22 protein-coding genes and 2 tRNA genes are annotated in these 24,821 nt (G+C 75.4%); 11 read left to right on the top strand and 13 right to left on the bottom strand.

Going from position 1 to position 24,821, the window contains the following annotated elements:
• Nucleotides 1-11 precede the first annotated feature (11 nt).
• On the top strand, nucleotides 12-1,016 hold the full coding sequence (locus ACZ5HG_RS06520; RefSeq protein WP_464181196.1) for a glycine betaine ABC transporter substrate-binding protein: 1,005 nt from the start codon (nucleotides 12-14) through the stop codon (nucleotides 1,014-1,016).
• 134 nt (nucleotides 1,017-1,150) lie between these two features.
• On the opposite strand, the gene ACZ5HG_RS06515 is transcribed toward ACZ5HG_RS06520, so the two are convergent.
• The gene (locus tag ACZ5HG_RS06515; protein ID WP_464181194.1) at nucleotides 1,151-2,689 is read right to left on the bottom strand and encodes a dihydrolipoyl dehydrogenase family protein; all 1,539 of its coding nucleotides are present in this window, start codon (nucleotides 2,687-2,689) and stop codon (nucleotides 1,151-1,153) included.
• A gap of 247 nt (nucleotides 2,690-2,936) precedes the next feature.
• Between ACZ5HG_RS06515 and ACZ5HG_RS06510 the strand changes: the two genes are divergently transcribed.
• A complete protein-coding gene (locus tag ACZ5HG_RS06510) occupies nucleotides 2,937-3,149 on the top strand; it encodes a hypothetical protein (protein ID WP_464181193.1) in 213 nt (70 codons plus the stop codon).
• Nucleotides 3,150-3,287: 138 nt separating this feature from the next.
• Here ACZ5HG_RS06510 and ACZ5HG_RS06505 read toward each other — a convergent pair whose 3' ends face one another.
• Nucleotides 3,288-4,895, bottom strand: coding sequence for a methyl-accepting chemotaxis protein (locus ACZ5HG_RS06505; protein WP_464181191.1), 1,608 nt, complete (start codon nucleotides 4,893-4,895; stop codon nucleotides 3,288-3,290).
• Nucleotides 4,896-5,059: 164 nt separating this feature from the next.
• On the opposite strand from ACZ5HG_RS06505, the gene ACZ5HG_RS06500 reads away from it, so the two are divergent.
• Nucleotides 5,060-5,347: a DUF1905 domain-containing protein gene (locus ACZ5HG_RS06500; RefSeq protein WP_464181189.1), complete on the top strand. Its 288-nt coding sequence runs from the start codon at nucleotides 5,060-5,062 to the stop codon at nucleotides 5,345-5,347.
• 69 nt (nucleotides 5,348-5,416) lie between these two features.
• Nucleotides 5,417-6,904, top strand: a complete 1,488-nt coding sequence (locus tag ACZ5HG_RS06495) for an outer membrane protein assembly factor BamB family protein (protein ID WP_464181188.1) — start codon at nucleotides 5,417-5,419, stop codon at nucleotides 6,902-6,904.
• Nucleotides 6,905-6,981: 77 nt separating this feature from the next.
• On the opposite strand, the gene ACZ5HG_RS06490 is transcribed toward ACZ5HG_RS06495, so the two are convergent.
• From ACZ5HG_RS06490 to ACZ5HG_RS06480, 3 genes are all read right to left on the bottom strand, one after another.
• Nucleotides 6,982-7,054 (bottom strand) — tRNA-Lys (locus ACZ5HG_RS06490).
• An 87-nt stretch (nucleotides 7,055-7,141) separates the two neighbouring features.
• Complete coding sequence (locus ACZ5HG_RS06485) at nucleotides 7,142-7,420, bottom strand: hypothetical protein (RefSeq protein WP_464181186.1); 279 nt, start codon at nucleotides 7,418-7,420, stop codon at nucleotides 7,142-7,144.
• A gap of 77 nt (nucleotides 7,421-7,497) precedes the next feature.
• Nucleotides 7,498-7,794, bottom strand: coding sequence for a GroES family chaperonin (locus ACZ5HG_RS06480; protein WP_464182116.1), 297 nt, complete (start codon nucleotides 7,792-7,794; stop codon nucleotides 7,498-7,500).
• Between the two features lie 174 nt (nucleotides 7,795-7,968).
• Here ACZ5HG_RS06480 and bcp point away from each other — a divergent pair, with 174 nt between their 5' ends.
• The 5 genes from bcp (at nucleotide 7,969) to ACZ5HG_RS06455 (ending at nucleotide 12,552) form a co-directional block, all read left to right on the top strand.
• Nucleotides 7,969-8,436, top strand: coding sequence for a thioredoxin-dependent thiol peroxidase (bcp, locus tag ACZ5HG_RS06475; RefSeq protein ID WP_464181185.1), 468 nt, complete (start codon nucleotides 7,969-7,971; stop codon nucleotides 8,434-8,436).
• A gap of 53 nt (nucleotides 8,437-8,489) precedes the next feature.
• A tRNA-Leu gene (locus ACZ5HG_RS06470) sits at nucleotides 8,490-8,575 on the top strand.
• A gap of 41 nt (nucleotides 8,576-8,616) precedes the next feature.
• Nucleotides 8,617-8,904, top strand: coding sequence for a DUF1905 domain-containing protein (locus ACZ5HG_RS06465; protein ID WP_464181184.1), 288 nt, complete (start codon nucleotides 8,617-8,619; stop codon nucleotides 8,902-8,904).
• Between the two features lie 233 nt (nucleotides 8,905-9,137).
• On the top strand, nucleotides 9,138-10,787 hold the full coding sequence (locus tag ACZ5HG_RS06460) for a methyl-accepting chemotaxis protein (protein WP_464181183.1): 1,650 nt from the start codon (nucleotides 9,138-9,140) through the stop codon (nucleotides 10,785-10,787).
• Nucleotides 10,788-10,953: 166 nt separating this feature from the next.
• Nucleotides 10,954-12,552 (top strand): methyl-accepting chemotaxis protein, encoded by a 1,599-nt coding sequence (locus ACZ5HG_RS06455; protein WP_464181181.1) that lies wholly within the window; start codon nucleotides 10,954-10,956, stop codon nucleotides 12,550-12,552.
• A 77-nt stretch (nucleotides 12,553-12,629) separates the two neighbouring features.
• On the opposite strand, the gene trxA is transcribed toward ACZ5HG_RS06455, so the two are convergent.
• Entirely contained in the window at nucleotides 12,630-13,001 is a 372-nt protein-coding gene (gene trxA, locus ACZ5HG_RS06450) for a thioredoxin (protein ID WP_464181179.1), read from the bottom strand.
• A 156-nt stretch (nucleotides 13,002-13,157) separates the two neighbouring features.
• Between trxA and ACZ5HG_RS06445 the strand changes: the two genes are divergently transcribed.
• Nucleotides 13,158-13,712, top strand: a complete 555-nt coding sequence (locus tag ACZ5HG_RS06445; RefSeq protein ID WP_464181176.1) for an NUDIX hydrolase family protein — start codon at nucleotides 13,158-13,160, stop codon at nucleotides 13,710-13,712.
• 8 nt (nucleotides 13,713-13,720) lie between these two features.
• Nucleotides 13,721-14,440 carry a Pr6Pr family membrane protein gene (locus ACZ5HG_RS06440; protein ID WP_464181174.1) on the top strand — a complete coding sequence of 240 codons (720 nt, stop codon included), beginning with the start codon at nucleotides 13,721-13,723 and terminating at the stop codon, nucleotides 14,438-14,440.
• A gap of 13 nt (nucleotides 14,441-14,453) precedes the next feature.
• Here the strand turns inward: ACZ5HG_RS06440 and ACZ5HG_RS06435 are convergent, their stop codons facing one another.
• The 7 genes from ACZ5HG_RS06435 to ACZ5HG_RS06405 are packed head-to-tail and all read right to left on the bottom strand — an operon-like array spanning nucleotide 14,454 to nucleotide 24,742.
• A complete protein-coding gene (locus tag ACZ5HG_RS06435; protein WP_464181172.1) occupies nucleotides 14,454-16,925 on the bottom strand; it encodes a DUF6493 family protein in 2,472 nt (823 codons plus the stop codon).
• Nucleotides 16,922-19,411 (bottom strand): hypothetical protein, encoded by a 2,490-nt coding sequence (locus ACZ5HG_RS06430; protein WP_464181169.1) that lies wholly within the window; start codon nucleotides 19,409-19,411, stop codon nucleotides 16,922-16,924. The genes ACZ5HG_RS06435 and ACZ5HG_RS06430 overlap by 4 nt, the downstream gene beginning before the upstream one ends.
• Nucleotides 19,408-20,790: an SWIM zinc finger family protein gene (locus ACZ5HG_RS06425; protein WP_464181167.1), complete on the bottom strand. Its 1,383-nt coding sequence runs from the start codon at nucleotides 20,788-20,790 to the stop codon at nucleotides 19,408-19,410. The genes ACZ5HG_RS06430 and ACZ5HG_RS06425 overlap by 4 nt, the downstream gene beginning before the upstream one ends.
• A gap of 59 nt (nucleotides 20,791-20,849) precedes the next feature.
• Entirely contained in the window at nucleotides 20,850-22,466 is a 1,617-nt protein-coding gene (locus ACZ5HG_RS06420) for an ABC-F family ATP-binding cassette domain-containing protein (RefSeq protein ID WP_464182115.1), read from the bottom strand.
• 4 nt (nucleotides 22,467-22,470) lie between these two features.
• On the bottom strand, nucleotides 22,471-23,088 hold the full coding sequence (gene rdgB, locus ACZ5HG_RS06415) for an RdgB/HAM1 family non-canonical purine NTP pyrophosphatase (protein WP_464181164.1): 618 nt from the start codon (nucleotides 23,086-23,088) through the stop codon (nucleotides 22,471-22,473).
• Nucleotides 23,085-23,906 carry a ribonuclease PH gene (gene rph, locus ACZ5HG_RS06410; protein ID WP_464181162.1) on the bottom strand — a complete coding sequence of 274 codons (822 nt, stop codon included), beginning with the start codon at nucleotides 23,904-23,906 and terminating at the stop codon, nucleotides 23,085-23,087. Before rph ends, rdgB begins: the two co-directional genes overlap by 4 nt.
• 44 nt (nucleotides 23,907-23,950) lie before the next feature.
• Nucleotides 23,951-24,742 carry an MBL fold metallo-hydrolase gene (locus ACZ5HG_RS06405; RefSeq protein WP_464181160.1) on the bottom strand — a complete coding sequence of 264 codons (792 nt, stop codon included), beginning with the start codon at nucleotides 24,740-24,742 and terminating at the stop codon, nucleotides 23,951-23,953.
• Nucleotides 24,743-24,821 lie beyond the last annotated feature (79 nt).

Here is a 24,821-nt window from a genome sequence, read left to right as displayed (position 1 = left end):
AGGAACGCACCATGAACGCACGCCGACCCGCCCTCGCCGCCGCGGCGGCCGGGCTCCTCCTCCTCGTCGCGGCCTGCGGCGACCCCGGGTCCGGCGGGGGCACCGCCGACCCGACCTCCGGCGGCGACGCCTCCGGCACCGTCTGCGCGCCGGTCGCCGGCGACCAGCTCGTCGTGCTCGAGGACGACAAGGGGCTGCAGAACGCCGACAACGTCATCCCCGCCGTCAACGGGGCCTTCGCCACCGCGCACCCTGACGTGATCCCGCTGCTCGACACCGTGTCGGACGCCCTGGACACCGACGTGCTGATCGGGCTGAACAAGTCCGTCGACATCGACCGGCAGACGTCGACCGAGGTCGCCGCGCAGTTCGTCGCCGACCAGGGGCTCGCCGCCTCCGACAGCAGCGTCGGCTCCGGCACCAGCATCGTGGTCGGCGCGGCGAACTTCTCCGAGAGCGCCACGCTCGCCGAGATCTACGCCGCCGTGCTGCGGTCCGCCGGCTACTCGGCGGAGGTGCAGACGATCGGCAACCGCGAGACCTACCTGCCGGCGCTGGAGAGCGGGCAGGTCACGCTGACCCCGGAGTATGCCGCCACCCTGGCGGAGTTCCTCAACACCTCGGCCAACGGTGCCGACGCGGAGCCGGTCGCGAGCGGCGACCCGGACGCGACCGTCGCGGCGCTGACCACCCTCGGCGAGGGGGTGGGCCTGGTGTTCGGGGCGGTCTCGGCCGCGCAGGACCAGAACGCCTTCGCGGTGACCTCGGCCTTCGCCGACGAGCACGACGTGGCGACCCTCTCCGACCTGGCGACCGCCTGCGACGGCGGGCTCGTGCTCGCCGGACCGGCCGAGTGCCCGGAGCGCCCGTTCTGCCAGCCCGGTCTGGAGGAGACGTACGGCCTGAAGTTCACCGACTTCACCGCGTACGACTTCGGCCTGATCGGTGACGCGGTCCGGCAGGGCGAGGCGTCGATCGGCCTGGTGCTCTCCTCGGACGGCTCGCTCGCGAGCTGATCCGGCGGCACGACGCGACGGCCGCGTCCCGGGGGTGACCTCGGGGCGCGGCCGTCGTGCGTGGGCGGGGTGCCCGCCCGGGTGCACGGCTGGGGTGCCGGGTGCGCGGCCGGCTCGGCGACGCCCCGCACCGCCTACAGCCCGGCGCTCTCCAGCAGCCGGAGCCACACCTCGCTCACCGTCGGGTAGGCGGGCACCGCGTGCCACAGCCGCGTCAGCGGCACCTCCCCCACCACGGCGACGGTGGCCGCCTGCACCAGCTCGGCGGCGTCCGGGCCGGTGAACGTGGCACCGACGATCGTGCCGCGCCCGAGGTCGAGCACCACCTGCGCGGTGCCGCTGTAGCCGTCCGCCGCCACCGACGCACCGGCCACCGAGCCGATCGGGTACGACACCGTGCGGACGTCGATCCCGGCGTCCCGCGCCTGCTGCTCGGTGCGGCCCACCCAGGCCACCTCGGGCCGGGAGAACACCACCTGCGGCACCGCAGCCTCGTCGGCGGTGGCCCGGTACCGCGACCAGGGCCCGGCGTCCCGCTCGATCGCGGCGGGGTCGCCCTCCTCGCCCCAGGCCGACGTCCCGGTGCCCTCGCCGGACACGTCGGCACCGGAGCCCGCCGCCGCGTCGGCGAACCGCGCGGCCACCACGTCGCCGACCACCCGCGCGTCGTACTTGCCCTGGTGGGTGGTGGCGGTGCGCCCGGTGACGTCGCCGACCGCGTACAGCCAGCCGCCCTCGACCCCGGTCACCTGGAGCGCGTCGTCCACGGCGAGCGGTGCACCGGGCTCCAGGCCCAGGACGTCCAGGCCGAGCGCCGAGGTGCGCGGGCGGCGACCGGTGGCGACCAGCACCTCGTCGGCGTGCACCTCCGCGGCGCCCTGCGGCCCGGTGACGTCCAGGTGCACCCCCTGCTCGTCGCGGCGCACGGCGGTGGTCTCCGCGCCGAACCGCAGGTCCACGCCGAGGTCGCGCAGCCCGGCGGCGACCTCCTCGGCGGCGAAGGGCTCGGCCCCGGTGAGCAGCCGGTCTCCGCGCACCAGCAGCGTCACCTCCGCACCGAGGTCGCGGTACGCCACGGCCATCTCGACGCCGACCACGCCGCCGCCCAGGATCACCAGGTGCCCTGGCACCTCCTTGACCGAGGTCGCCTCGCGCGAGGTCCACGGGCGCGCCAGGGCCAGGCCGTCGATCGGCGGGACCACCGGCTCGCTGCCGGTGGCGACGATCACCGCGTGCCGGGCGATCACCCGGGTCGGCCCGTCCTCGCCCTCGACGACGAGCTCGCGCTCCCCGACGATCCGGGCCTCGCCGCGCAGCAGCGCGATCCCCACGGAGTCCAGCCAGCCCACCTGCCCGTGGTCGTCCCAGTGCGCGGCGAACTCGTCACGGCGCGCCAGCACGGCGGCGGGGTCGAGCGACCCGGAGACCGCCTCGGCGGCGCCCGGGACCGCGCGGGCGGCCGCCAGCACCGAGCCGGGTCGCAGCAGCGCCTTGGACGGCATGCACGCCCAGTAGGAGCACTCCCCGCCGACCAGCTCGTGCTCCACGACGGCGACGGTCAGCCCGCGCCGGCCCGCCCGGTCGGCGGCGTTCTCCCCGACGGCTCCGGCCCCGATCACGACCACGTCGTAGGTGACGGTCCCCGTGGACGGGGCAGAGGTGGGCTCGGCCATGACAGCGCTCCAGACGGCTCGACGGACCGCGCGGCGTGCGCGGCGGGTCCATCGTCCAGCGCCTCGCGCGCTTCGGCAGGTCGAGACCGGGCAGGCGTCGCCGGGAGGCGCTCACCCGAACGGCGCAGGCGATCTGTCCGGGTTCACCCGGGTTGCGGGTGAGATGTCCGCGTGGGGGGTGCTGGTACCCGGGTGAAACCGGCCCGCACCGGTGCGCGAGGGGTTGTCGAGGTGGGACCTTGGACCCATGACCGAGGACACCTGGCGCATCGACGTGACCGATGCCGACATCCGCACCGCCAAGCGCGCGTGGATCGCGGCGCGCGACGACGCCGACGTCCCGGACGCCCGCGTCGAGCGCCTCTACGACGACCTGCGCGCCCTGATCCACACCCAGGCGCAGCAGCTCGCCGAGGCCGTGCGCGCCCGCCGCTCCTCCCGCACCCCCGACGCCGACTGACCTCGCGCGGGCGCCGCGCGCCCCGCACCCGCGCGACGCGCCCTGCGCGCCCCGCTCCGTCGCCGAGCTTGCACGAATGCAGGCTTCCCCCGCCGGGAAGCACGCGTTCGTGCAAGCTCGACGGGGGAAGCCCTGCGGTCAGTACGTGAAGCGGGACACCTGGCCGCGCAGGTCCTCGGACAGCCGCGCCAGCTCGGCGATGGCGCTGCCCATCTGGCCCAGGGTCTGCGAGGAGGTCGACGCCGCCGAGGCCACACCGGTGATGTTCACCGCGATCTCCCCGGAGCCGGTCGCCGCCTCGGCCACCGAGCGCGACATCTCCGTCGTGGTGGCGGTCTGCTCCTCCACCGCCGAGGCGATGGTCAGCTGGTAGTCGTTGATCGACGCGATGATGTGCGAGATCTCGCCGATCGCCCCGACCGCACCCGTGGTGTCGGCCTGGATCGCCTCGACGCGCCGGGCGATGTCCTCCGTCGCCTTGGCCGTCTCCTGCGCCAGCTCCTTGACCTCACCGGCCACCACGGCGAACCCCTTGCCCGCCTCACCCGCACGGGCGGCCTCGATCGTGGCGTTGAGCGCCAGCAGGTTCGTCTGCTCCGCGATCGAGGTGATCACCTTGACCACGTTGCCGATCTCCTGCGAGGACGCGCCCAGGCGGGCCACCTGGTCGTTCGTCACCGCGGCGGCGTCCGTGGCCTGACCGGCGACCTTCGCGGCCTGCGAGGCGTTCTGCGCGATCTCCCGGATCGAGGCGCCCATCTCCTCGGCACCGGCGGCGACGGTCTGCACGTTGCGCGAGACCTGCTCCGCGGCGGCAGCCACGACACCGGCCTGCGAGGACGTCTCGTCGGAGCCGGCCACGACCTGCGCGGAGGCGACGGACAGCTCCTCCGCGGCGGCGGCCACGGTCTGCGCGGTGTCCACCACGCCGGACATCAGCGAGCGCAGCGATCCCTGCGCGTCGTTCAGCGAGCCCGCCATCCGGCCCAGCTCGTCGCGGGTGTCCAGGTCGACGGAGACGGTGAGGTCGCCGCGACCGATCGCCTCGACGGTGCCCTGCACGCGACCGAGGTCGCGCACGATCCGGCGGACCAGCACGACGACCAGCCCGATCGCGAGCAGCACGCCGGCGATCCCGGCCCCGATCATCACGAGGGTGGCGCTGCGGGCGATGGCGCCGGAGTCCGCGACGTCCTGGGTGGCCTTGGCGGACACGGAGTCGGTGAGCGCCTGCATGGCGTCGCCGATCTCGGTGGTGGTGCCCCGCACGGATCCGGCGTAGGCCGTGTGGTACGCCGTGGCGCCCTCGTCGGCGAGCGCCATCAGGCCGTCGGCCTCGGACTGGTAGCGGGCGTAGGCGTCCTGGAGGGTCGCGTAGGCCTCGGCGTCCAGCACGTACGGCCCGTAGGCCTCGATGTTCTCCAGCGCGTCGGCGTCGTAGTCCGCGCGCTGCTGCTCGATCTCGGCGCGCTGGGAGGGGTCGACCATGCCGTACTCGAGCACGCGGGCACGGCTGGCCTGGAACCAGCGCTGCGTGTTCACCAGGTAGGTCTGCGGCTCGATCGCCGTACGGCCGAGCTCCTCCACCCGCGAGTCGAGGGCGCCGAGCCGGACGATGCCGACGGTCGCCACCGCGATCGTGACCAGGACCAGGATGCCGAGGGCGCTGCCGATCCGGGCGCCGATCGGGAGGTCTCCCACTCTGCGGGAGGGGGTGCGGGTGGCGGCCAGCGGCGTGCCGGGCATCGGGTGTGCTCCGTCCGTCTCGGGGGTGGGCGTGGATCCGCCCTCGAGGGCCCGATCGACGCGGCCCGCGAGGCGGTGAGGGGCCGGGCCGGGTGAAGTGATGGGATGACCTGCGCCCCCACCCGTCCGGGTGCACGTCACGGCGCCGTCCGTACCCTGAACGGATGGACGTGGCGTTCGAGGGCTCGGTGATCCACTGGCGCGGCCCGTCACCCTTCCACTTCGTGCCCCTGCCCGGCCCGGCCGCCGCCGAGGTGCGGTCGGTGGCCTCGCTGGTGACCTACGGCTGGGGCGTGATCCCGGTCAGCGCCCGGATCGGCCGCACCACCTGGACCACGTCGCTGTTCCCGAAGGACGGCGGGTACCTGCTGCCGGTGAAGGCGGTGGTGCGCCGCGCCGAGCAGATCGACCTGGGCGACGAGGTCGCCGTGCTGCTGCGCCTGGACGCCTGAGCGCGACGAGTGCGCAGGTCACCGGCGAAACCGGCCCGCGTGGAGCACCGGTCGCCCTAGGGTCGGCGCATGGGGCGGGCGCGCAGGGACATGGACGAGGTCGAGCTGGTCGAGGACGGCTCGGTCGCCCCGGTCGATGAGTCGGCGGCGGACCCGGACACCGCCCGCGATCCCCGGGGACGGGTGCGCCGCCTGCTGCGCCGCTGGTGGCCGGTCCCCGCCGTCGTGCTGGTCGCCCTGGTCGCGTGGCAGCTGGTCGGCGACGCCCGGACGCGGGCCGAGGTGGCGCGGCTGCGCGAGACCGCCGACGTGATCGGCACGACCGTCAGCCCGCCGCTGGAGAGCACGGCGTGGGGCACCGACGCGACCTCGGAGGTGCTGGGGACCGGCTGGACCACCGACGACGGCACGATCGCGGGGCTGGTGCGGGAGCGCGCCGACGGCCCCTGGGAGGTCGTCGGGCTGGATCTCGCCACCGGGGACGAGCGCTGGCGTGCGGTCGTCGCACCGGCCACCTCCGACGTCGAGGGCCTGCCCCCGTCGGTCGGCTGCGCGCCCGACGCCACCCCCGCCCGCTCGCTGTGGTGCACCGTGCAGGTCCCGGTGCTGGTGGCCCCGCCGGGGAGCACCGCAGAGGATGACTGGACCGGGCTGCACTTCCGGTCGTCGCTGCTCGAGGTCGACCTCGCCACCGGTGACGTCGGGGAGGCGCAGGACCTGCCGGACAGCGCGTCCGCCGCGGTCACGGGCGGGCGGCAGATCGTGGTCGCGCCCACCGCCGAGGGTCTCGACGTCACCGCGACCGAGGTCGGCACCACGACCGTCGCCTGGCACACCGTCCTGCCGGACGCGATCGAGACCGACGCCGGAGTGACGCCGTCCCTCCTGGTCCTCGACGGGTACGCCGCGATCACCGGCACCGAGACCACCGTGCTCGACGCCGCGGACGGCACCGTGCTCGCCACGGACGACGGCCTGCCGGTCGCTCGGGGCGCCTGGCTGGTCGCGTCGCAGGGCAGCTCCGCCACCACCGTGCTCGGTCGCACCGACCGCTCCTCCGCCGCGGACGCAGGGCGCGCGCTGGAGGGCATCCCTGCGCAGGTCTTCCCGGACGACGGCAGCGCCCCGGACGTGCTGCTGCTCTCCGTGGCCGACGGCACGCTCCTCGGCGAGCTGCGCGCGGTCGACGTGCCCACCGGGACGACCCTGTGGGCGCGGGAGGGCGCTGCCGCCGCGACCAACCTGGTCGTCCTGGACGGCATCGTCTACGGCAGCACCGGGCAGACGCTGTGGGCCCGCGACCTGACGACCGGCCGGACGGTCTGGCAGACGGCCACCGACCAGAGCCAGACCGCCGGGTACCTGCTGACCGACGGGTCGGCGCTGCTGCGCTCGGAGACGGACCGGCGCACCGGCGAGGCGGTGCTCGCGGCCTACGGGCTGCACGACGGGGAGCAGCGGTGGACCACGCCGCTGCCCGACGGGGTCACGTCCGTGGCCGCCGTCGGCGATCTGCTCGTCGGCTGGGGCGCCGAGGGCCCACGGGTGCTCGGCTGAGCGCACGTGCAGCCGCCCGCCGCCCCTTCCGGGGAACGACGAAGGCCCCGACTGTTCCCGGTCGGGGCCTTCCGCTGTGCGCCATCAGGGACTCGAACCCCGAACCCGCTGATTAAGAGTCAGCTGCTCTGCCAATTGAGCTAATGGCGCGCGAGAAGAAAGATAGCAGGCCTCGGGCGTCGGACGCGAATCGGCTCCGTCAGCGGCCCGCAAGCCCCTGACGTGCAGTGACGTGGGTCACTCCGCGGCGTCGGGATCGACCGGCAGCTCGTCCTCGACGACCCCCGGCTCCACCGCCGCCACCGGCTCGGCGCCCTCCTCGTCCTCCCACCAGGCCTCGGCGGGCAGGCCCTCCGCGCGCAGGATCGCGTCCGAGCGCGGCTCCGGCGCGGCGAGGTCGGCGAGCAGGGTCAGCGGCACGTGCTCGGCGAGCAGGTGCATCACGCTGCCCGCGGCCTCCTCGTCGATCCGGCCCACCTCGCCCGTCCCGCTCCCTGTCTTCTCGTCCTCGTGCACGGCCCCACCCCCGGTCGTCCTGCCGCCCATGGGACCACCCCGCGGTGCGGTCCGCAACAGCGGTCCCCGCACTGATCTCACAGGTAGAGACCGGTGCCCTCGCCGCCGTCGCGGGGCTCGGCCACCGCGTGCACGTCCTTCTCGCGCAGCAGCAGGTACGTCTGCGCGGACAGCTCGACCTCGGCGCGCTCGTCGGGGTCGAAGAGCACCCGGTCCCCCACGCCGACCTGGCGCACGTGCTGGCCGACGGCGACGACCTCGCCCCACGCCAGCCGCTTGCCGACCACGGCGGTGGCGGGGATGACGATGCCGGCGTTCGACCGGCGCTCGGAGGCGTCCGGGTCGAGCCGGACCAGCAGCCGGTCGTTGAGCATCCGGATCGGCAGCCCGGAGGCGGTGGCCGAGGGGTCGGGGGCGCTGCGCTGTGCACTCACCGGGCTGACGCTACCGCCCGGCGCGCAGACCCCGCGGCGGCGTCGCACCCCCGACGTACGCTGGTCCGGCCGGGGTCCCCCGGCACCCCACCGAGCACGCCCAGGAGCCCGCCCATGCCGCGCCTCGCCGTCGGGGACACCGCCCCCGACTTCACGCTGCCCACCGCCGACGGCGGGTCGCTGACGCTGTCCGACCTGCGCGGGGAGCACGTGGTCGTGTACTTCTACCCCGCCGCCGGCACCCCCGGCTGCACCAAGCAGGCGTGCGACTTCCGGGACAACCTGGCCTCCCTGCAGAGCCACGGGTACCGGGTGGTCGGCGTCTCCCCCGACTCCCCCGCCAAGCTCGCGTCCTTCGCCGAGGCGGAGGAGCTGACCTTCCCGCTGGTCTCCGACCCGGAGCACGCCGTGCTGGCGGCGTGGGGCGCCTGGGGCGAGAAGACCCTCTACGGCAAGACCGTCACCGGCGTGATCCGTTCCACGGTGGTCGTCGCCCCGGACGGCACCGTCGCGCTCGCGCAGTACAACGTGAAGGCCACCGGGCACGTCGCCAAGCTGCGGCGCGACCTGGGCATCGACTGACACGGCGACGGCGCCTGCGCGGACCCGCCCGGGTCTGGCAGAGTGCCGCTCGCGCAGGAGTGGTGAAACGGCAGCCACGCCAGGTTTAGGTCCTGGTGCCCGCGAGGGCGTGCGGGTTCGACTCCCGTCTCCTGCACCACGGCCCTGCGCGGGCGCCGGGCATCACCTACGCTCGGAGCCATGGGCGCGGACGAGCTGGTCTTCACCACGACGATCGGTGTCGAGGTCAAGGGCGACACCTGGAGCTGCGTCGAGATCCCCGGGTCGGCGGAGCTCTTCGGCACCCGCAGGACCGTCCGGGTCGACGCGCGGATCGACGACGTCGTGCTGACCGACGTCGGTGCGATGGTCACCGGCACCGGGGGTCACATGGTGTCGCTGAGCGCCAAGGTCCGCCGCGCCCTGGGCAAGGAGATCGGCGACACCGTCGAGGTGACCGTCTCCCGGCGGCAGCCCGCCGACACCTGACCGCTCCCTCGGGCCGCGCGCCGGCGCCGGCAGCACCACCGGGACCATCGTCCGTCGCCCGACCGGCCCCACCCGCGACGGCCCGTCACCCGCCCGGGGTTCACCCCGTCGCCGGGCTCACCCGGGTGCCTCACCCGAAGGATGCGGCGTCGCCGTCTCACCCGCTCCGGCGTCCCGTCGATGGGTCGGTGGAGCGCGCACAGAAGCGCGCCGAGCACTGAGGAGCGCCTTCGATGACGAGCACCGCCACCGCACCCACGACCCCACCCGCCCCGCAGCCCCGCCGCCGGGGCACCGCCGGTCTGGGCTTCACCGCCAAGATCCTGCTGACGGTGAGCGTCGCGCTGGTGGTCACGGTCGGTGTCGGCGTGACGTCGATCATGGCGGTGCGCTCGATGGTGACCGTCGCGCACACCATGTACAGCCAGGACGTGCGGGGCACCGCGCTGGCCGGCGAGATGCGCTTCCAGATGGCGACCGCCCGGCAGAACACCGTGGCGACGCTCTACCAGCAGGCCGTCCACGGCGGCGACGACATGATCCGGCAGTTCGTCACCGCGCGGGACGCCGCCCTCCAGCAGGTCGCGGTGCTCGGCCAGGAGTACTCGCAGCAGGCCGGGCTGACCGACGAGCAGTCGACGGCGATCGGCGAGGTGCTGGCCGACGTGACCTCCTACCAGGAGAAGCTTGCCGCGCTGGCCGACGCGCAGGCGTCCGGGGACACCGCCACCGCGCAGCAGCTCCAGAACGACACCGCGCCGATCGGGCAGGCGATCACCGACGGCATCAACACGCTGGTGGACCTCCAGGTCGAGGCGTCGAAGCACTCGGACGACTCGGCGGCCGCGATGGGCACGCAGCGCACGGTGCTGATCGTGGTGCTGCTGGTGCTCGGCTCGGTGCTCTCCGCTCTGGTCGGCATGCTGGTGGCGCGCCGGCTGCGGCAGCGGCTGGACCGGGTCGGCGTGATCGCGGACGCGCTGGCGCACGGTGACCTGACCGCGCGCAGCGGGGTGACCGGCGGTGACGAGATCGGTCGCACCGCGCAGTCCCTGGACGCCGCCACCGAGCAGCTGCGCGGCATGCTGGCGGGGGTCGTCACCACGGCGCAGGCCGTCGCCACCGCCGCCGAGGAGCTGTCCGCGGCCTCCGCGCAGGTGGTCTCCGGCTCGGACCAGACCTCGGCGCAGGCCGGGGTGGTCGCCGCCGCCGCCGAGCAGGTCAACCGCAACGTGCAGTCGGTGGCCGCCGGTGCGGAGGAGATGGGCGCCTCGATCCGCGAGATCGCGCAGAACGCCTCGCACGCCGCGAAGGTCGCCGGCCAGGCCACCGAGGCCGCCGCCAGCACCAACGAGCAGGTCGCCCGGCTCGGCGAGTCGTCGATCGAGATCGGCAACGTGGTCAAGGTGATCACCTCGATCGCGGAGCAGACCAACCTGCTGGCGCTCAACGCGACGATCGAGGCCGCGCGCGCCGGGGAGGCCGGCAAGGGCTTCGCCGTCGTCGCCGGCGAGGTCAAGGAGCTCGCGCAGGAGACCGCCAAGGCCACCGAGGACATCGCCCGGCGGGTCGAGGCGATCCAGGCCGACACCACGGGTGCGGTCGGGGCGATCGGCGAGATCGGCACGATCATCGCCAGCATCAACGACTACCAGCTGACCATCGCCAGCGCCGTGGAGGAGCAGACCGCCACCACCACGGAGATGTCCCGCTCGGTCACCGAGGCCGCCACGGGGTCCGGCGAGATCGCCGCGACGATCACCGGCGTCGCATCGGCCACCGCCGGCAACACGGAGGTGCTCGAGCAGATGGGCGCGTCGATCTCCGAGCTGGCCCGGATGTCGGAGGACATGCGGCTGCGGGTGAGCGCCTTCCGGTACTGATCGACCGCGCTCACCCGGTCGGCCGCGCGACGGGCCGTCAGGAGCACCCGGACGGGTGGACCTGGCGGCCCGTCGCCGTCGGTTCCCTCAGGCAGCGGTCACGGCCACCGACCGAGAGGGCTGACGACGCACGGCAGGCGTGCGCGCGATCGAGAGGTGCCGCCACGTGACGACCCGTTCGTCCCGGAAGTCCCGCAGCCCCCGCAGCGCCCGCGGCCCGCGCCGCGCCCGCACGACCGGGTTCACCGGCAAGATCCTGCTCGCCGTCTCGGTGTCCGTCGCCGTCTCGCTGGGCCTCGGCACGCTGTGCGTGGTCGCGATGAGCCAGCTCGCCGCCATGACGCACTCCATGTACACCGAGCACGTCACCGGGCTCACCCTGGCCAGCCAGATGCGCTCCCAGCTCGGGGCCGCCCAGCAGGTCGCCGCCGACATCCGGTACGCGCAGTCCTCCGGCGACCCCGTGCGCGCGGCGAGCATGGCCGGACAGCGGGACGCCGCCGTGTCCGTCGTCGAGGACCTGCGTCAGCAGTACCTCGCGCTGCCCGGCCTCTCCGACGAGCAGGTCGAGGCCGCCGACGCCCTGGGCGAGTCCCTGGGCGTCTACGCCGACCTGGTCGCCCGCACCACCTCCGCCGACTCCTCGGCGGTCACCGTGGCCGGGCAGATCGACGACCTGATCGACCTCCAGGCGCAGGCCGCCGCCGACGCCGACCGGGAGGCCTCCGCCTACAGCCGGCTGCGGATCCTGGTCGTCGGGATCACGGTGCTGCTCGGGGCGGCGCTGGCCGCGGTGGTCGGGCGGATCGTCGCACGGCGGCTCAGCAGGCGGCTGGACCGGGTGTCGGACGTCGCGCACGCCCTCGCCGACGGCGACCTGACCGTGAGCAGCGGGGTCTCCGGCGGCGACGAGATCGGCCGCACCGCCCAGGCGCTCGACAGCGCCACCGGCACGCTGCGCGGCATGGTGGACGGGATCGTCGCCACCGCCGGCACCGTCGCGCAGGCCGCCGAGCGGCTGGCCGCCTCCTCGCAGCAGGTGGTGGCGGGATCCGACCAGACCTCCGCGCAGGCCGGCGTCGTCGCCACCGCCGCGGACCAGGTGAACCGCAACGTGCAGGCCGTGGCAGCCGGCGCGGAGGAGATGGGCTCCTCGATCCGCGAGATCGCCGAGAACGCCTCCCGCGCCGCGAAGGTCGCCGGCGCCGCCACCGAGGTCGCCGCCATGACGAACGAGCAGGTCACGCGGCTGGGCGAGTCCAGCCAGGAGATCGGCAACGTGGTCAAGGTGATCACCTCGATCGCCGAGCAGACCAACCTGCTGGCCCTGAACGCCACCATCGAGGCCGCCCGCGCCGGGGAGGCCGGCAAGGGGTTCGCGGTCGTCGCCGGGGAGGTCAAGGAGCTCGCCTCCGAGACGGCCAAGGCCACCGAGGACATCGCCCGGCGGGTCGAGGCGATCCAGGCCGACACCATCGGCGCGGTGGGGGCGATCGGCGAGATCTCCGCGATCATCGCCAGCATCAACGACTTCCAGACCACGATCGCGTCGGCGGTCGAGGAGCAGACCGCCACCACCGCCGAGATGTCCCGCTCGGTGGGCGAGGCAGCCACCGGCTCCGGCGAGATCGCCCGGACGATCACCGGCGTCGCGGACGCCGCCGCCGACTCCTCGTCCACGCTGACCGAGATGGGCGGATCGATCGCCGAGCTGGCACGGCTGTCCGAGGACCTGCGCTCCCGCGTCGCCCAGTTCCGCTCCTGAGCGGGCCGGACGCGCGAGGGGCCCCGCACGCGGTGCGCGTGCGGGGCCCCTCGCGTGGTGCTGCGTGCGGCGGGCGGTCAGCCCTGCGCGGCGCCGGCGGCGGCGATCTGCGCGCGGACGTCGTCCATGTCCAGCGCCTTCACCGCGTCGACGACCTGCGCGAGCGCCGGGGCGGGCAGCGCGCCGGCCTGGTTGAACACCAGGATGCCGTCGCGGAACGCCATCAGCGTCGGGATCGACGTGATCTGGAGCTCGGCGGCGAGCTGCTGCTCGGCCTCCGTGTCCACCTTGGCGTGCACGATCTCCGGGTTCTCCTCGGACGACTGCTCGAAGATCGGTCCGAACCGCTTGCACGGACCGCACCACTCGGCCCAGAAGTCCACCAGGACGATCCCCTCGGTGTCGATCGTCTTCTGGATGGTGTCGGCCGTCAGCTCGGTCGTGGCCATCTCTCGCCTCCTGTATGACTCGGGTGTCGGACGGTTGAGCGTCCGGACTGGTTCCAGTATTCCCGGAGGCGGCACAGCCCGCCCGACCGAGGCCCCGACCTGCCGCTCCGCGCGTCGGGCTGTCGCCGCCCGGCACCCTCGGGGTACAACTGCACGGTGACCGACACGGCCGACCTGCCCCGCGAGCCCGAGCGTCCTGCCGGCTGGCTGAGCCCCGAGGGCATCGCCGCCGCGCGCCGCTCCCTCCCGCTGCTGTACGTGGACGCCGTGCCCGTGCGGGTGGACGAGTCCGGCGACGTGGTCGCCGTGGGCCTGCTGCTGCGGGTCACCCCGGAGGGCGTGATGTCCCGGGCGCTGGTCTCCGGCCGCGTCATGTACCACGAGCGCGTGCGCGACGCCCTGCTCCGGCACATCGAGAAGGACCTGGGACCCGTGGCGCTGCCGCAGATCCCTGCCTCGCCGCAGCCGTTCACCGTCGCCGAGTACTTCCCCACCCCCGGGGTCACCCCGTACCACGACCCCCGGCAGCACGCCGTCTCGCTGGCCTACGTGGTGCCGGTGTCCGGCGACTGCCGCCCGCAGCAGGACGCGCTCGACCTGGCCTGGCTGACCCCCGAGGAGGCGTCCAGCGAGCAGGTGCAGGTCGAGATGAACGGCGGGCAGGGTCTGCTGCTGCGGCAGGCCATGGCGCACGTCGGCCGGATGCCCTGAGGCCGGGCGTGAGCGTGCCCGGGGCGGTGGACGAGGTCTGGCTGATCCGCGGCACGCGTGCGGTCCGGGTGCTGCACGCCCTGCTCGCCCTCGCGGCGCTGGTCGGCGTCGGCATCGAGCTCGCCACCGCGTTCACCGGCGGCCCCGGCATGGCGGACTCGCGCACCGAGCGGCTGGTCCGGCTGTTCTCGTTCTTCACCATCCAGTCCAACCTGATCGTCGCGCTGGCCGGCGTCCTGATCGCCGTCGCCCCGCTGCGGGTCGGGCGGGTGCGGTCGGTCATCCAGCTGGACGCGCTGCTGTGCATCACGGTGACCGGGATCGTCTACCACACGCTGCTCGCCGGGGACTCCGGCGCCCTGACCCCGAGCGGCTGGCTGGCGAACTTCCTGCTGCACACCGTCACCCCGGTCGGCGCCTGGCTGGTCTGGCTCTCCGTCGGCCCGCGTCCCCGGTTCTCCGGTGCGACCGTGCTGTGGGCGGTGGCCTACCCGCTGGCGTGGATCGCGTACACCTTCGTCCGGGGCGCCATCACCGACTGGTACCCGTACCCGTTCCTCGACGTCGGGGAGATCGGCCTCGGCGCGGCGGCGCGCAACACCGCCCTGGTGGCGGTCGGGTTCCTGCTGCTGGCGGCGCTGGTGCGGCTGCTGGAGCGCGTGCTGCCGGCAGCGCCGCGGGCGATCCCCGGGGCCGCTGCGGATGCGGAGATCGCACCCCCGGCCTGACGGCCCGGTGCCGTCACCCGACCCGCGACGTCAGCAGGCCACGCGCGGCACGGGCGCCCTGCGACGACCCGCGGAACCCGCCCAGCCATTCCCGCAGGGCCGGGTCGGCCACCGGCTCCCCTGCCCGGATCTGCTCGTCCAGCAGCAGCCCGACCAGTCCGCCGACACCGCGGGTGGACCGGTCGAGCGACGGCAGCAGCGCGGTGAGGACCGCCCGCACCGTCGCCGCCCCGGCCGCCGAGATCGACGCGGCGTCGGCCAACGCGGTCGTCCAGCGGCCCGGCAGGCAGGCCGGTGCGCACGCCAGCATCCCCGCCGCGAACCGGTCGACGTCGATCCGCGCGGGCACCACCGTCACCAGCAGCTCGGCGGCCTGCGCGCGCACCTCGGCGCGGACCGAGGACAGCGCGAGGGCGACGAGCTGTGCGGTCTGCGCGGTCCACTCCCCCGGGTGGACGGCCAGCGCGTCCAGCACGTCGGTCTCCCCGAGCGGGCCTGTCGAGACGGTGCAGTGGTGCAGCACGCCGATCGACGCCTCCACCAGCGGGACGGTGCTCGACGGCAGCAGGTGCACGAGCGCGCGGAGCTCCGCCGGACGGGTCAGGTCCTCGTCCGCACGACGTCGACCGCTCGGCACCACCAGCGGACGTGCGCCGGACCGCCGCGGGTCCGTGCTGCCGTCGACCACCTCGGGCCACCAGCTGGTCCAGTCGCGGCCGTCGACCGTGCTCGTCACCGAGCGCCAGGTGATCGCGAGCACCGGCGGGCGAGCCAGGCCGGGGGCGTCGAGACCGGCGGCGGCCAGCGCGGGGTGCACCGGACCGCCCCGGGCGCAGCCCGCCGCCGCCCACCACGGCGTCGTGCGGACGACCGGGACCCGGTCCGAGCCGAGCGCGTGCGCGAGCGCCGCACCGGCCTCCTCCCAGCCCGGCGCCGCGTCCCCGGCCGACCGGCCGAGGTGGGGTTCGAGCAGCGCCAGCGCCGCCGGACGGTCCTGCGTGCCGAGGCGGAGCAGCGCCTGGACCAGGTCCAGTGGTGCGGGCGCGGCCCCGGCGGGCTCCCGGGCGAGGAACCGGTCGACCAGCACCTGCGGCGAGATCCACCCGTCCGCGTCGGTCGGGGTGGCGAGCAGCGCGCCACGCGGTGACCTGCCCCGGACCCCCTCCACGACCTCAGCCACCCGACCGGTGAGCAGCGGCACCACCGTGCCGGCCCACCACTCGGGGACCGGGCGCGGGTCTGCCTCGGGGTCGGTGACCGCGACGACGAGCCCGGCGACCAGGTCGCTCGCGGTGCGCCGCCGGTCACGGGCCCGGCGAGCCACGGGCGCCAGCACCGCAGCGGGGTCGGGGTGCGCGGCGAGCCACGCGAGCAGCGCCTCGAACGCGATCGGGTCGGTGGGGTCCTCCAGCAGGGTCGCCACGCCGTCGAGCGCCTGCGTGTCGTCCCACGGCACGAGCGGCGCCGGGCGGGTCGGCAGCGGGAGACCGCGACCCGCCATGCCGCCGCCCGGGTCCACGGGCGACGCGTCGTCGGACGGGCTCTCGGCGCCGAGCACCTCCGCCGCCACCGCGGGGGCGAGCACCGCCCGGTGCGCGGCGACCACGTCGGCCCGTCCGTGCACGGTCAGGGTTCGCACCGCCGCGCGCTGCACGTCGGGGTGCGGGTGGCTCAGGGCGTCCGCGACCCGGTCCGACGCCTCGGGGCGCTCCGGCACCAGGTCCGCCAGCACCCGCAGCACCGCCAACCCGTCGGCGCGGGTGCTGTCGAGCGCCGGGCGGCAGGCGGCCACGAACCCCGGTCCGTCCAGCGCCCCGGCCCGGTGCACCACCACCAGCCCGGCCACCGCGAGGCTGACGCCGGCGGTCACCCGCGACCCGAGCAGGCCGAGCAGCAGGTTCTCGTGGGTGACCTGCTCCTGCGGCGTCGGTGCCAGCGCGCGGTACATCCGGGAGAACCAGCCCGCGCGGTACGCGCTGAAGTCACGGCCGAGCGCCTCCAGGCAGCACCGCAGCACCCGGGCGCGGTCCAGCGTTCCGTCGGCGACCAGGGTGAGCACCGTCTGCTTCCAGGTCGCGGGTGCGAACGAGAACTTGTCGACGTTCGCGAGCGAGATCATCTGGTTGCCCTCGACCTCGAAGATCCGCCAGAACGTCTCCTCGCGCAGGGCGTGGTCCTGCCGCAGCAGGTGCTCGCGCACCCAGGGGGTCCGGCGGTCGCCGAGCGCGCTCACCATCGCCAGCACGTAGTCATCGGAGTGCTCCAGCACCAGGTCGCCGAACAGCTCGCGTAGCCGGAGCGCCGCGAACAGCGGGATCTGCGGCCAGTTCTGCGCCAGGCCGAAGGTGCCGCCGAACCGCGCGACCTCGTCCCCGTAGAGGTCGCGGCGCCGAACCTCCCGGTGAAGGTCCTCCAGCGGTGCACCCGCCGCGGCCAGCCGGTCCAGCGGGCCCACCCACCCCACCGGCACCACCTCCTCGCTCATGCGGCCGCCCTCGCCTGCGCCGCCGCCACGACCACCAGGTCCGTCGCCGCCGGCCGCACCGCGAGCAGCGCCCGCACCGCCACCGCCGTCGCGGAGCCGCCACGGCCCTTCGCGACCCAGGCCTCCGGCACCGCCACGGGCGTCCCGTAATCCTGCGACAACCGCGCCGCGAGCTCGACCAGCCTCCCGCCGCCGGTCACGCCGGCCACGTCCGGCAGCAGCGCCTCGAGCACCTGGAGCACCCGGTACCCCGCGAGCGCGCTGATCGACGCCGCATCCGCCGCCGACCCGGCGATCCGACCCGCCATCACGAACCCCTCACCCAGCAGCAGGCGCGCCTGCTCGGCCAGGGCCACCGGGTCCAGCAGGCCCGATCCCGCCAGCGTCGCCAGCGCCTCCGCCGCAGCCGCCCGGTGCTCGGCGCTCCTGGCCGACAGCGCGAGCGCCAGGGCGCTCCAGGTCGGCCCGCCGGGTGTCCGACGGGAGCCGCCGAGCGCCGACAGCAACGGGACGACGCCACGGACGTTCGCCACGACGGTCGCGGCGACCAGCATCGGGTGCGCGTGCGCGGCGAGCGCGTCCGGGTTCTCCCGCAGCACCCACGTGGTCCACTGCACGATCTGCTCGAAGCCGTCCTGCTCCCGCGCCGAGCCGACGCGCCACCACGCCTCCGAGCCCACGGGTGCCACGTCCAGCAGCGCTGCGGCCAGGTCATCGGCCCGACGGGGCGGAGCGGCGTCCGAGCGCCAGAACGGCCACGGCCGGTCCGCGGCGGGCCACCCGGCGGCCCGCGGCGGCCCGAGATCACCGCCCTCGGGGAGGCGCGGTGCGCGTTCCCAGACCTCCGGCCGTGCCGCCAGCGGCGCGCCCAGCACACCCGACCGGCAGGTCGGCACCCCGAGCGCGCGACGCCGCACCTGCACCGCCGTGCGCAGGTCGTCGGTGTCCTGGCCCAGGGTCCGGGCGAGCACCACCGCCGGGGCGTGGGTCGGCACCCGCCGCTGACGTTCGACGAAGGTGCGGGGATCGAGCAGCGACCGACGGAAGTCGATCCGGACGTAGCCGGACACCCGGGGACCGGGCACCGGGCTACCGGCACGGGCCAGCAGCAGCGCAGCCAGATGGCGGCGCGGGGACAGGCCCCGGTCGTCCCAGACGTCGCCGAGGACGGCACGGGCACGGTCGATCACGGGCTCCGGCAGGTCGCGCGTCCCTCCGGTGACCGTCGTCCCGCACAACCACGTCACCAGCCGCGGCAGGTCGGCGCCGTCGCCGACGCCCTCGAGATGGTCCGTGACCAGGGCGAGAGCCTCCTCGTCGGAGCCGACCGCCGGCCGGTGCGCGGGTCCGGGCGCCAGGTCGGTGGCGCGCGGGGCCGGGACGACCACGGCGTCCACGGACCGCGGCGGCACCGAGGACGGCACGACGGGTGCCGGGGCGTCCGGGAGCCGCCGGCGGGCGCGCGCCGCCACGTCGGGCGGCAGCGTCGGCAGCGCCTCGGCCAGCACCTCCCCGATCGCCGCGGCCTGCTCCGGTGCGACCTTCCCGAGCGCAGCCAGGAGCCGCACCTGCGCGGTCAGCACCTTCTTCTCCGTCCGGCCCAGCACGACCCGCGAGGCGTCCAGCAGCCCCACCGCGTCACCCGCACCGGACGTCAGGGACCGTGTCAACATCTCCTGCGCCAGGCCGACCGACGCCGACGGCGCCGTGCGCAGCACCGCCAGGTACCGACCTTCCAGGCTCCGGGCCTCGACCGGTGTCGGCTCCAGCAACCGGTGCACCCGGTGGTACCAGACGATGCTCCTCGCCGGGAAGTCGCGGAGCAGGCCGTCCAGGCTCTCCGTGAGCAGACGGGTGCGGAAGGCGGGATCGGCGGCGGCACGCGCGCGCAGCGCGTCCTCCCACTCCCCTTCGAGCAACGACCACTCGCCGCCGACCCCGTCGACCCGGAACACCTGCCACAGGTCGTGCTCCCAGAACCACGCGTCCGGTCGGGCCGTGCCGTCGACCAGCACGGCGTGCACCCGGTGCCGCAGGTAGGTCACTGAGTCCGGGCGCAGGTCGTGGTCCGCGATCACGTCCGCGAGCAGACGCTCCGCCAGCCACGGGTTCCACGCCGCGTTCTCCGCGATGGCGTCCACCCACCGTGTCGCCCACGGCGTCGACCGGCCGGCCACGCCCGGGCGCACCACCGCCCGGAGCGCCTCCCCCACGGGCCCGACCGCCCGCCGCTCCGCGGGCGTCGCGAACGGCAGCAGCGCCTCGGCCAGCGCCGCGGGGCTCCCGAGCGCCGCGAGCACCAGGACCGCTCGTGGTGTCGCCCCCTCCTGCTCGAGCCATCGCGTCGGCGGCAGCGTGCGTGCCAGCGCCGTGCGCTCCGCCTCGTCGGCTCCGTCGAACGCCCGCCGCAGCAGGTCCATCACCTCGCGGTGCTCGGCCGTCGTCGCCGCCCGCAGCAGCGTCCGTCGCTCCGCCAGCGCGATCACACCCGCACCTCCGCCGTCATCCGGGCCGCGAGCACGTGGCTGCACGGCCCGCGTGTGCCGCGGTGCTTGGCGAACCACGGGCAGGTGCACCGGTCTGCCCCGTCCCCACCGCCCAGCCGCACCTCGTGCTCGCCCCCGTGCGATGCCTGCACGGCGAACCACCCGGGCCCGAGCACGCGCACCCCGCCCTCGCGCACCAGCGACTGCGCGCCGGCGAGCCGCGGGTGCAGCACGCCGAGCGTCGAGGAGTCCAACGGCAACGGCCGGTGGAAGTACGCCTCGGCCGTGACGTCGTAGCCGACCTGCCCGGAGGTCGCGAGCACCCCCAGCGCGGCGGCGACCCGCGCGACCGGCAGGTCCGCCTCGGCGGCGAGCCGGTCGACGTCGATCCGCGGCTCGAAGGCGAGCAGGGCCGCGACCAGGTCGGCGTCCTCGACCACCTCGGTGCCGGTGAGCCCGAGCAGCACCGCGCCCTCGCCGGAGAACCCGCGCGCCTTCTCCGGGCTGAGCGCCAGGCTGAGCCGGGCGCCCGGCAGGTGGAGCACCCACACGCTCGGCATCGGGCGGGAGGACGAGTCGACCTCGGGGCCGTAGGCACGCAGCCCGGTGGCCAGGCCGAGCAGCGGCTCGAGCGCCCGCAGACGCTCCGGGCCGGCCACGCACACCGACCCCGGCGTCGGCCGGGTCGCGAGCCGCAGCGAGCGCACCGCCGGGGTCGCCCACATCACGGTCCGGGTGGCGGAGGTGGCGGGCAACCCCTGCACGAACCGGCGGGCGCTCACCGCGTCGAGCTCGTGCCGCAGTCGCATCCCGGCGGCGAGCACCTGAGTCTCCGCGAAGCCCTTGAGCCAGCGGTCCGGCAGCGGGACCTTCTCCTCCACGACCTCGGCGTCCAGCGTGCTGACCCGCAGCTCCTCGGCACCGACGCTCAGGTGCAGCGGCTCGGTGGCGCGCAGACCGGCGAGGGCCTGGCGCAGCGGCGGGTTCACGTCGACGTTGGTCACCCCGGCGGCGCTGAACGCGGTGTCCAGGCCGTCCGGCAGCACGTCCAGTCGCGCGTACACCCCGCAGCAGACGCTGAACGACTCGAACCGCAGACCCTCCGGTGTCGCGGTGACCACCGGGTCGGCCGCGCGCAGCACCGCGGCCAGCGTGTTCGGCGGCACGTGGTAGCGCGTGCGCGCCACCCGCGCGACGACCAGCAGCGCCGTCGCCACCACGTCGGGGCGCTCGGCGAACCCGGAGAAGAAGTACGGGTGCGGCACCGGGGATCCGTCGAGCGCCACGCCACCGCTGGTCGCCAACGCCAGGTCGGCGCCGTCGTCCGAGGCGTTCAGCACGGAGGGGGTGGCGTAGCCGTAGGACTGTGCGGTGCTCACCCGGTCATCTGAGCACACCGCACCCACCCGGCGTGGGCGGTCCGGCGGTTCTCGCGCTCTCAGAGCTCGATGCTCGGCCAGTCCGCGAGGTCGGCGCGCATCGCGCGGTCGTGCGTGGCCACCACCACCGCCGCCGAGGTCAGCCGCAGCGCCTCGGTCAGCTCGTCCACCAGCGCGATCGACAGGTGGTTGGTCGGCTCGTCCAGCACCAGCACGTGCGGGGCGGCGATCAGCGCGGCGGCCAGCGTGAACCGGCGGCGCTGCCCGACGGACAGCTCGCCGAGCGGGCGGTCCAGGTCCGCCTCCTCCAGCAGCCCGAGGGCGGCGACCGGGAGCACCTGCGCGGGGTCGAGCAGGCCGGCCTCCAGCAGGTCGCGCGCGTGCCGGGCCACGGTGTCGAAGCCGCTGGCGGCAGGATCGAGACCGGCGCCGTCGTCCTGGCCGACCACGCCGAGGCGCACCCCGGGGGCGATCGTGCGCAGCCCGCGGTCGAGCGGCAGGGCGCCGGTGAGCGCGGCGAGCAGGGTGGACTTGCCGGCGCCGTTGGCCCCGGTGACCAGCAGCCGACCGGCCGGCGGCAGCTCGACGCGCACCCCGGGCAGGTCGAGGCGGTCGCCGACCCGCGGGGCCCGCACCTCGAGCAGCGGGCCGCCGCGGTAGTCCGCGGGGATGCTGGGCAGGTCGGGGAACAGCAGCGCGGGCGGCGGCACCGGCACCTCGACGGCCTCGGCCTCCAGCTTCTGCACCAGCCGGTCGGCGGCCTTGACGTGGATGCGGGCGCGGGTGGCCCGGCGGTGCTTCTGCGAGCCCTTCTCCGGCCGCCACTCGTCGGACAGCCCCTCGTAGGACTCGTCGAGGCGGCGGGCCAGGGCGGCGGCGCGCTTGCGCTCCTGCGCGTACCGGGCCCGCCAGCGGCGCAGCGCCTGGTCCTTGGCGAAGCGGTAGGTGGCGTAGCGGGTGGCGCCGTAGAGCACCGGGCGGCCGTCCATCGAGGGGTCGAGGTCGAGGATGCCGGTCATCACGTCGTCCAGCAGCCGTCGGTCGTGGGTCACGATCACCACGACGCCCGGCCACTGCTGCAGCGCGCCGGTCAGGTAGTCGATCCCGCTGACGTCGAGGTGGTTGGTCGGCTCGTCCAGCAGCAGGATGTCGGCACGCTCGGCCACGTGGCAGGCCAGCCGGGCACGGTAGGCCTCGCCGACGCTCAGGGTGTCCAGCCGCCGGGCAGGGTCGCGCGGGGCGCCGAACCGGGTCAGCGCCTCGTCCACCCGCCGGTCGACGTCCCACGCCGCCAGGTGCTCGACGGCGGCGATGGCCTCGCTCAGCGCGGTCAGGTCGCCGGACTCGTGGTCGAAGTCCGCCACCACGGCGTCCAGGCGCTCGGCGGCCGCGCGGACGTGCCGCGCGGTGCGGGCGACCAGGTCGCCGATCGTCGATCCGGCGGGCACGTCGAGCTCCTGGTGCACCACGGAGACGGTGCCGGAGCGCCGCACCTCGCCCGCGGTCGGCACCAGGTCGCCGGACAGCAGCCGGAGCAGGGTGGTCTTGCCGGCGCCGTTCTCGCCCACCAGCCCGATCCGCTCCCCCGCCGACGCCGAGACGCCGACCCGGTCCAGCACCGGCCGCCCCGGGTAGCCGAAGGTCAGGTCGTCGGCGACCAGGTGGACGGCCCCCACCGGATCAGCCACGCAGGGCCGCGACGACCGCCGGCACGAGCGCGCGGAACGCCTGCCCGCGGTGCGAGATGCGGTTCTTCTCCGCCGGGTCGAGCTCCGCGCAGGTCCGCTGCTCGCCGGTCGGCACCAGGATCGGGTCGTAGCCGAAGCCGTGGCTGCCGCGCGGGGCGGTCGCCAGGGTGCCGACCAGGTGGCCGACCTCGACGTGCTCGGTGCCGCCCGGGGTGACCAGGGCGGCGGCGCAGGTGAAGCGCGCACCCCGGTGCTCCGGGGCGATGTCGCCGAGCTGGGCGAGCAGCAGCGCGAGGTTCGCGGCGTCGTCGCCGTGCCGGCCGGCCCAGCGCGCGGAGAAGATCCCCGGGGCGCCGCCGAGCACGTCGACCGACAGCCCGGAGTCGTCCGCGATCGCGGGCAGGCCGGTGAACGCCGCCAGCGCCCGCGCCTTGATCAGGGCGTTCTCGGCGAAGGTCACGCCGTCCTCGACCGGCTCGGGGGCGCCGACGTCCCGCGCGCCGACCACGAGGGCCGGGTCGAGGTCGGGCATCTGCGGGGCGAGGATCGCGCGCAGCTCGCCGATCTTGTGCTGGTTGTGCGTCGCGAGGACGAGCCGGGCGCTGGTCACGCGCGCACCGCGGAGCCGCCACGACGGGTGATCGTGCCCTCGGAGGCCGGCACCGCCAGCACCTCGGCCTGCACCCGCGCCAGCTCGGCGGTGCCGCCGAGGGCCAGGTCGAGCAGCGCGTCGAGCTCGGCGCGGCGGAACGGGGCGTGCTCGGCGGTGCCCTGCACCTCGACGAAGGTGCCGGAGCCGGTGACGACGACGTTCATGTCGGTCTCGGCGCGCACGTCCTCCACGTAGGGCAGGTCGAGCATGGGGGTGCCGTCGATGATCCCGACGCTGACCGCCGACACCGAGTCGCTGAGCACCTTCTTCGACGGGTCGACCGAGCCCTGCGCGACACCCCAGGCCACCGCGTCCGCGAGCGCCACGTAGGCGCCGGTGACGGAGGCGGTGCGGGTGCCGCCGTCGGCCTGGAGCACGTCGCAGTCCAGCACGATCGTGTTCTCGCCGAGGGCGGAGACGTCGATCACGGCGCGCAGCGAGCGGCCGATCAGCCGGGAGATCTCGTGCGTGCGGCCGCCGATCTTGCCGCGCACGGACTCGCGGTCGGAGCGGGTGGTGGTGGCGCGCGGCAGCATGGCGTACTCGGCGGTGACCCAGCCCTGGCCGGAGCCCTTGCGCCAGCGCGGGACGCCCGCGGTGAAGGACGCGACGCACAGCACCTTGGTCCCGCCGAACTCCACCAGCACGCTGCCCTCGCCGGCGTCGAGGTAGCGCCGGGTGATCGAGATCGGGCGCAGCTCGTCGGTGGCGCGGCCGTCCTCACGGACGACGGGCTGTGCGGGAGCGGCGGGGCTGGTGGTGGCGTCGGACGTCATGCCCGCCAGGGTAGTCGGGCGGGCCGGAGGTCGCCGACACCGGGTTACAGCGTGACGACCAGCCCCGGGCGGGCCAGGTCCACCGGGCCGTCGTACACGCCCTGCGCCTCGGCCAGGGAGGCGGCGGGGTCGTTCCACGGCACCAGGTGGGTGAGCACCAGCCGGCGGGATCCCCCGCGCGCGGCGGCGGCACCGGCCCGGCGCCCGGTCAGGTGCACGCCGCGCGGGGCCCCGACGGTGGTCTCCAGGTAGGCGGCCTCGGCGAGCAGCACGTCGGCGTCGCGCGCCAGCTCGTCCAGCCCGGGGCACTCGTCGGTGTCGCCGGTGTACGCCAGCGTGACCGTGCGGGACGGGTCGGCCTGGGCGGGCCCGGTGATCCGCAGCCCGAACGCCGGCACCGGGTGCTCCACCGGCACCGGCTCGATCGTCAGCGGGCCGACGTGCACCGCCTCCCCGGCGCGCCAGGTGCCGACGTCCAGGTGGTCGGCGGTGCTGGTGGCGGGGTCGTGACCGGCCAGCTGGGCCAGCCGCTCGCGGGTGCCCTCCGGGCCGTGCAGCGGCAGCGGCGCCGGGCGCGGGCCCTGCGGGCCGTAGCGGAGCATCACGCCGAGCACCACGACGTCTGCGACGTGGTCGGCGTGCAGGTGGCTGATCGCCACCGCGTCCAGGTCGGTGGGCGGCAGGTAGCGCTGCAAGGGGCCGAGCGCGCCGTTGCCCAGGTCGAGCAGCACGTTCCACGTGCGACCCGCGGCGTCCTCCGCCTGCACCAGGTAGCAGGACGCGGCGGAGTCCGGGCCGGGGAACGACCCGGCACTGCCCACGACCACCAGCCTCATCGGCACACTCCCCTGGCGGGCCCGAGTGACGACGTCGACCCTGCGGCGGCCCGTCGCCCATCTTGCCCCGCGGGGCCGG

It is taken from the genome of Cellulomonas sp. GTC20042 (assembly GCF_055389595.1).
This window is presented reverse-complemented; position numbering and strand designations above follow the sequence as displayed.

Bases quoted from the DNA above. Each gene is read 5' to 3' on its own strand.
- ACZ5HG_RS06520 (WP_464181196.1), top strand. From the start codon at position 12: ATGAACGCACGCCGACCCGCCCTCGCCGCCGCGGCGGCCGGGCTCCTC.
- ACZ5HG_RS06515 (WP_464181194.1), bottom strand. From the start codon at position 2,689: ATGGCCGAGCCCACCTCTGCCCCGTCCACGGGGACCGTCACCTACGAC.
- ACZ5HG_RS06510 (WP_464181193.1), top strand. From the start codon at position 2,937: ATGACCGAGGACACCTGGCGCATCGACGTGACCGATGCCGACATCCGC.
- ACZ5HG_RS06505 (WP_464181191.1), bottom strand. From the start codon at position 4,895: ATGCCCGGCACGCCGCTGGCCGCCACCCGCACCCCCTCCCGCAGAGTG.
- ACZ5HG_RS06500 (WP_464181189.1), top strand. From the start codon at position 5,060: ATGGACGTGGCGTTCGAGGGCTCGGTGATCCACTGGCGCGGCCCGTCA.
- ACZ5HG_RS06495 (WP_464181188.1), top strand. From the start codon at position 5,417: ATGGGGCGGGCGCGCAGGGACATGGACGAGGTCGAGCTGGTCGAGGAC.
- ACZ5HG_RS06480 (WP_464182116.1), bottom strand. From the start codon at position 7,794: ATGCTCAACGACCGGCTGCTGGTCCGGCTCGACCCGGACGCCTCCGAG.
- bcp (WP_464181185.1), top strand. From the start codon at position 7,969: ATGCCGCGCCTCGCCGTCGGGGACACCGCCCCCGACTTCACGCTGCCC.
- ACZ5HG_RS06465 (WP_464181184.1), top strand. From the start codon at position 8,617: ATGGGCGCGGACGAGCTGGTCTTCACCACGACGATCGGTGTCGAGGTC.
- ACZ5HG_RS06460 (WP_464181183.1), top strand. From the start codon at position 9,138: ATGACGAGCACCGCCACCGCACCCACGACCCCACCCGCCCCGCAGCCC.
- trxA (WP_464181179.1), bottom strand. From the start codon at position 13,001: ATGGCCACGACCGAGCTGACGGCCGACACCATCCAGAAGACGATCGAC.
- ACZ5HG_RS06435 (WP_464181172.1), bottom strand. From the start codon at position 16,925: ATGAGCGAGGAGGTGGTGCCGGTGGGGTGGGTGGGCCCGCTGGACCGG.
- rph (WP_464181162.1), bottom strand. From the start codon at position 23,906: ATGACGTCCGACGCCACCACCAGCCCCGCCGCTCCCGCACAGCCCGTC.
- ACZ5HG_RS06405 (WP_464181160.1), bottom strand. From the start codon at position 24,742: ATGAGGCTGGTGGTCGTGGGCAGTGCCGGGTCGTTCCCCGGCCCGGAC.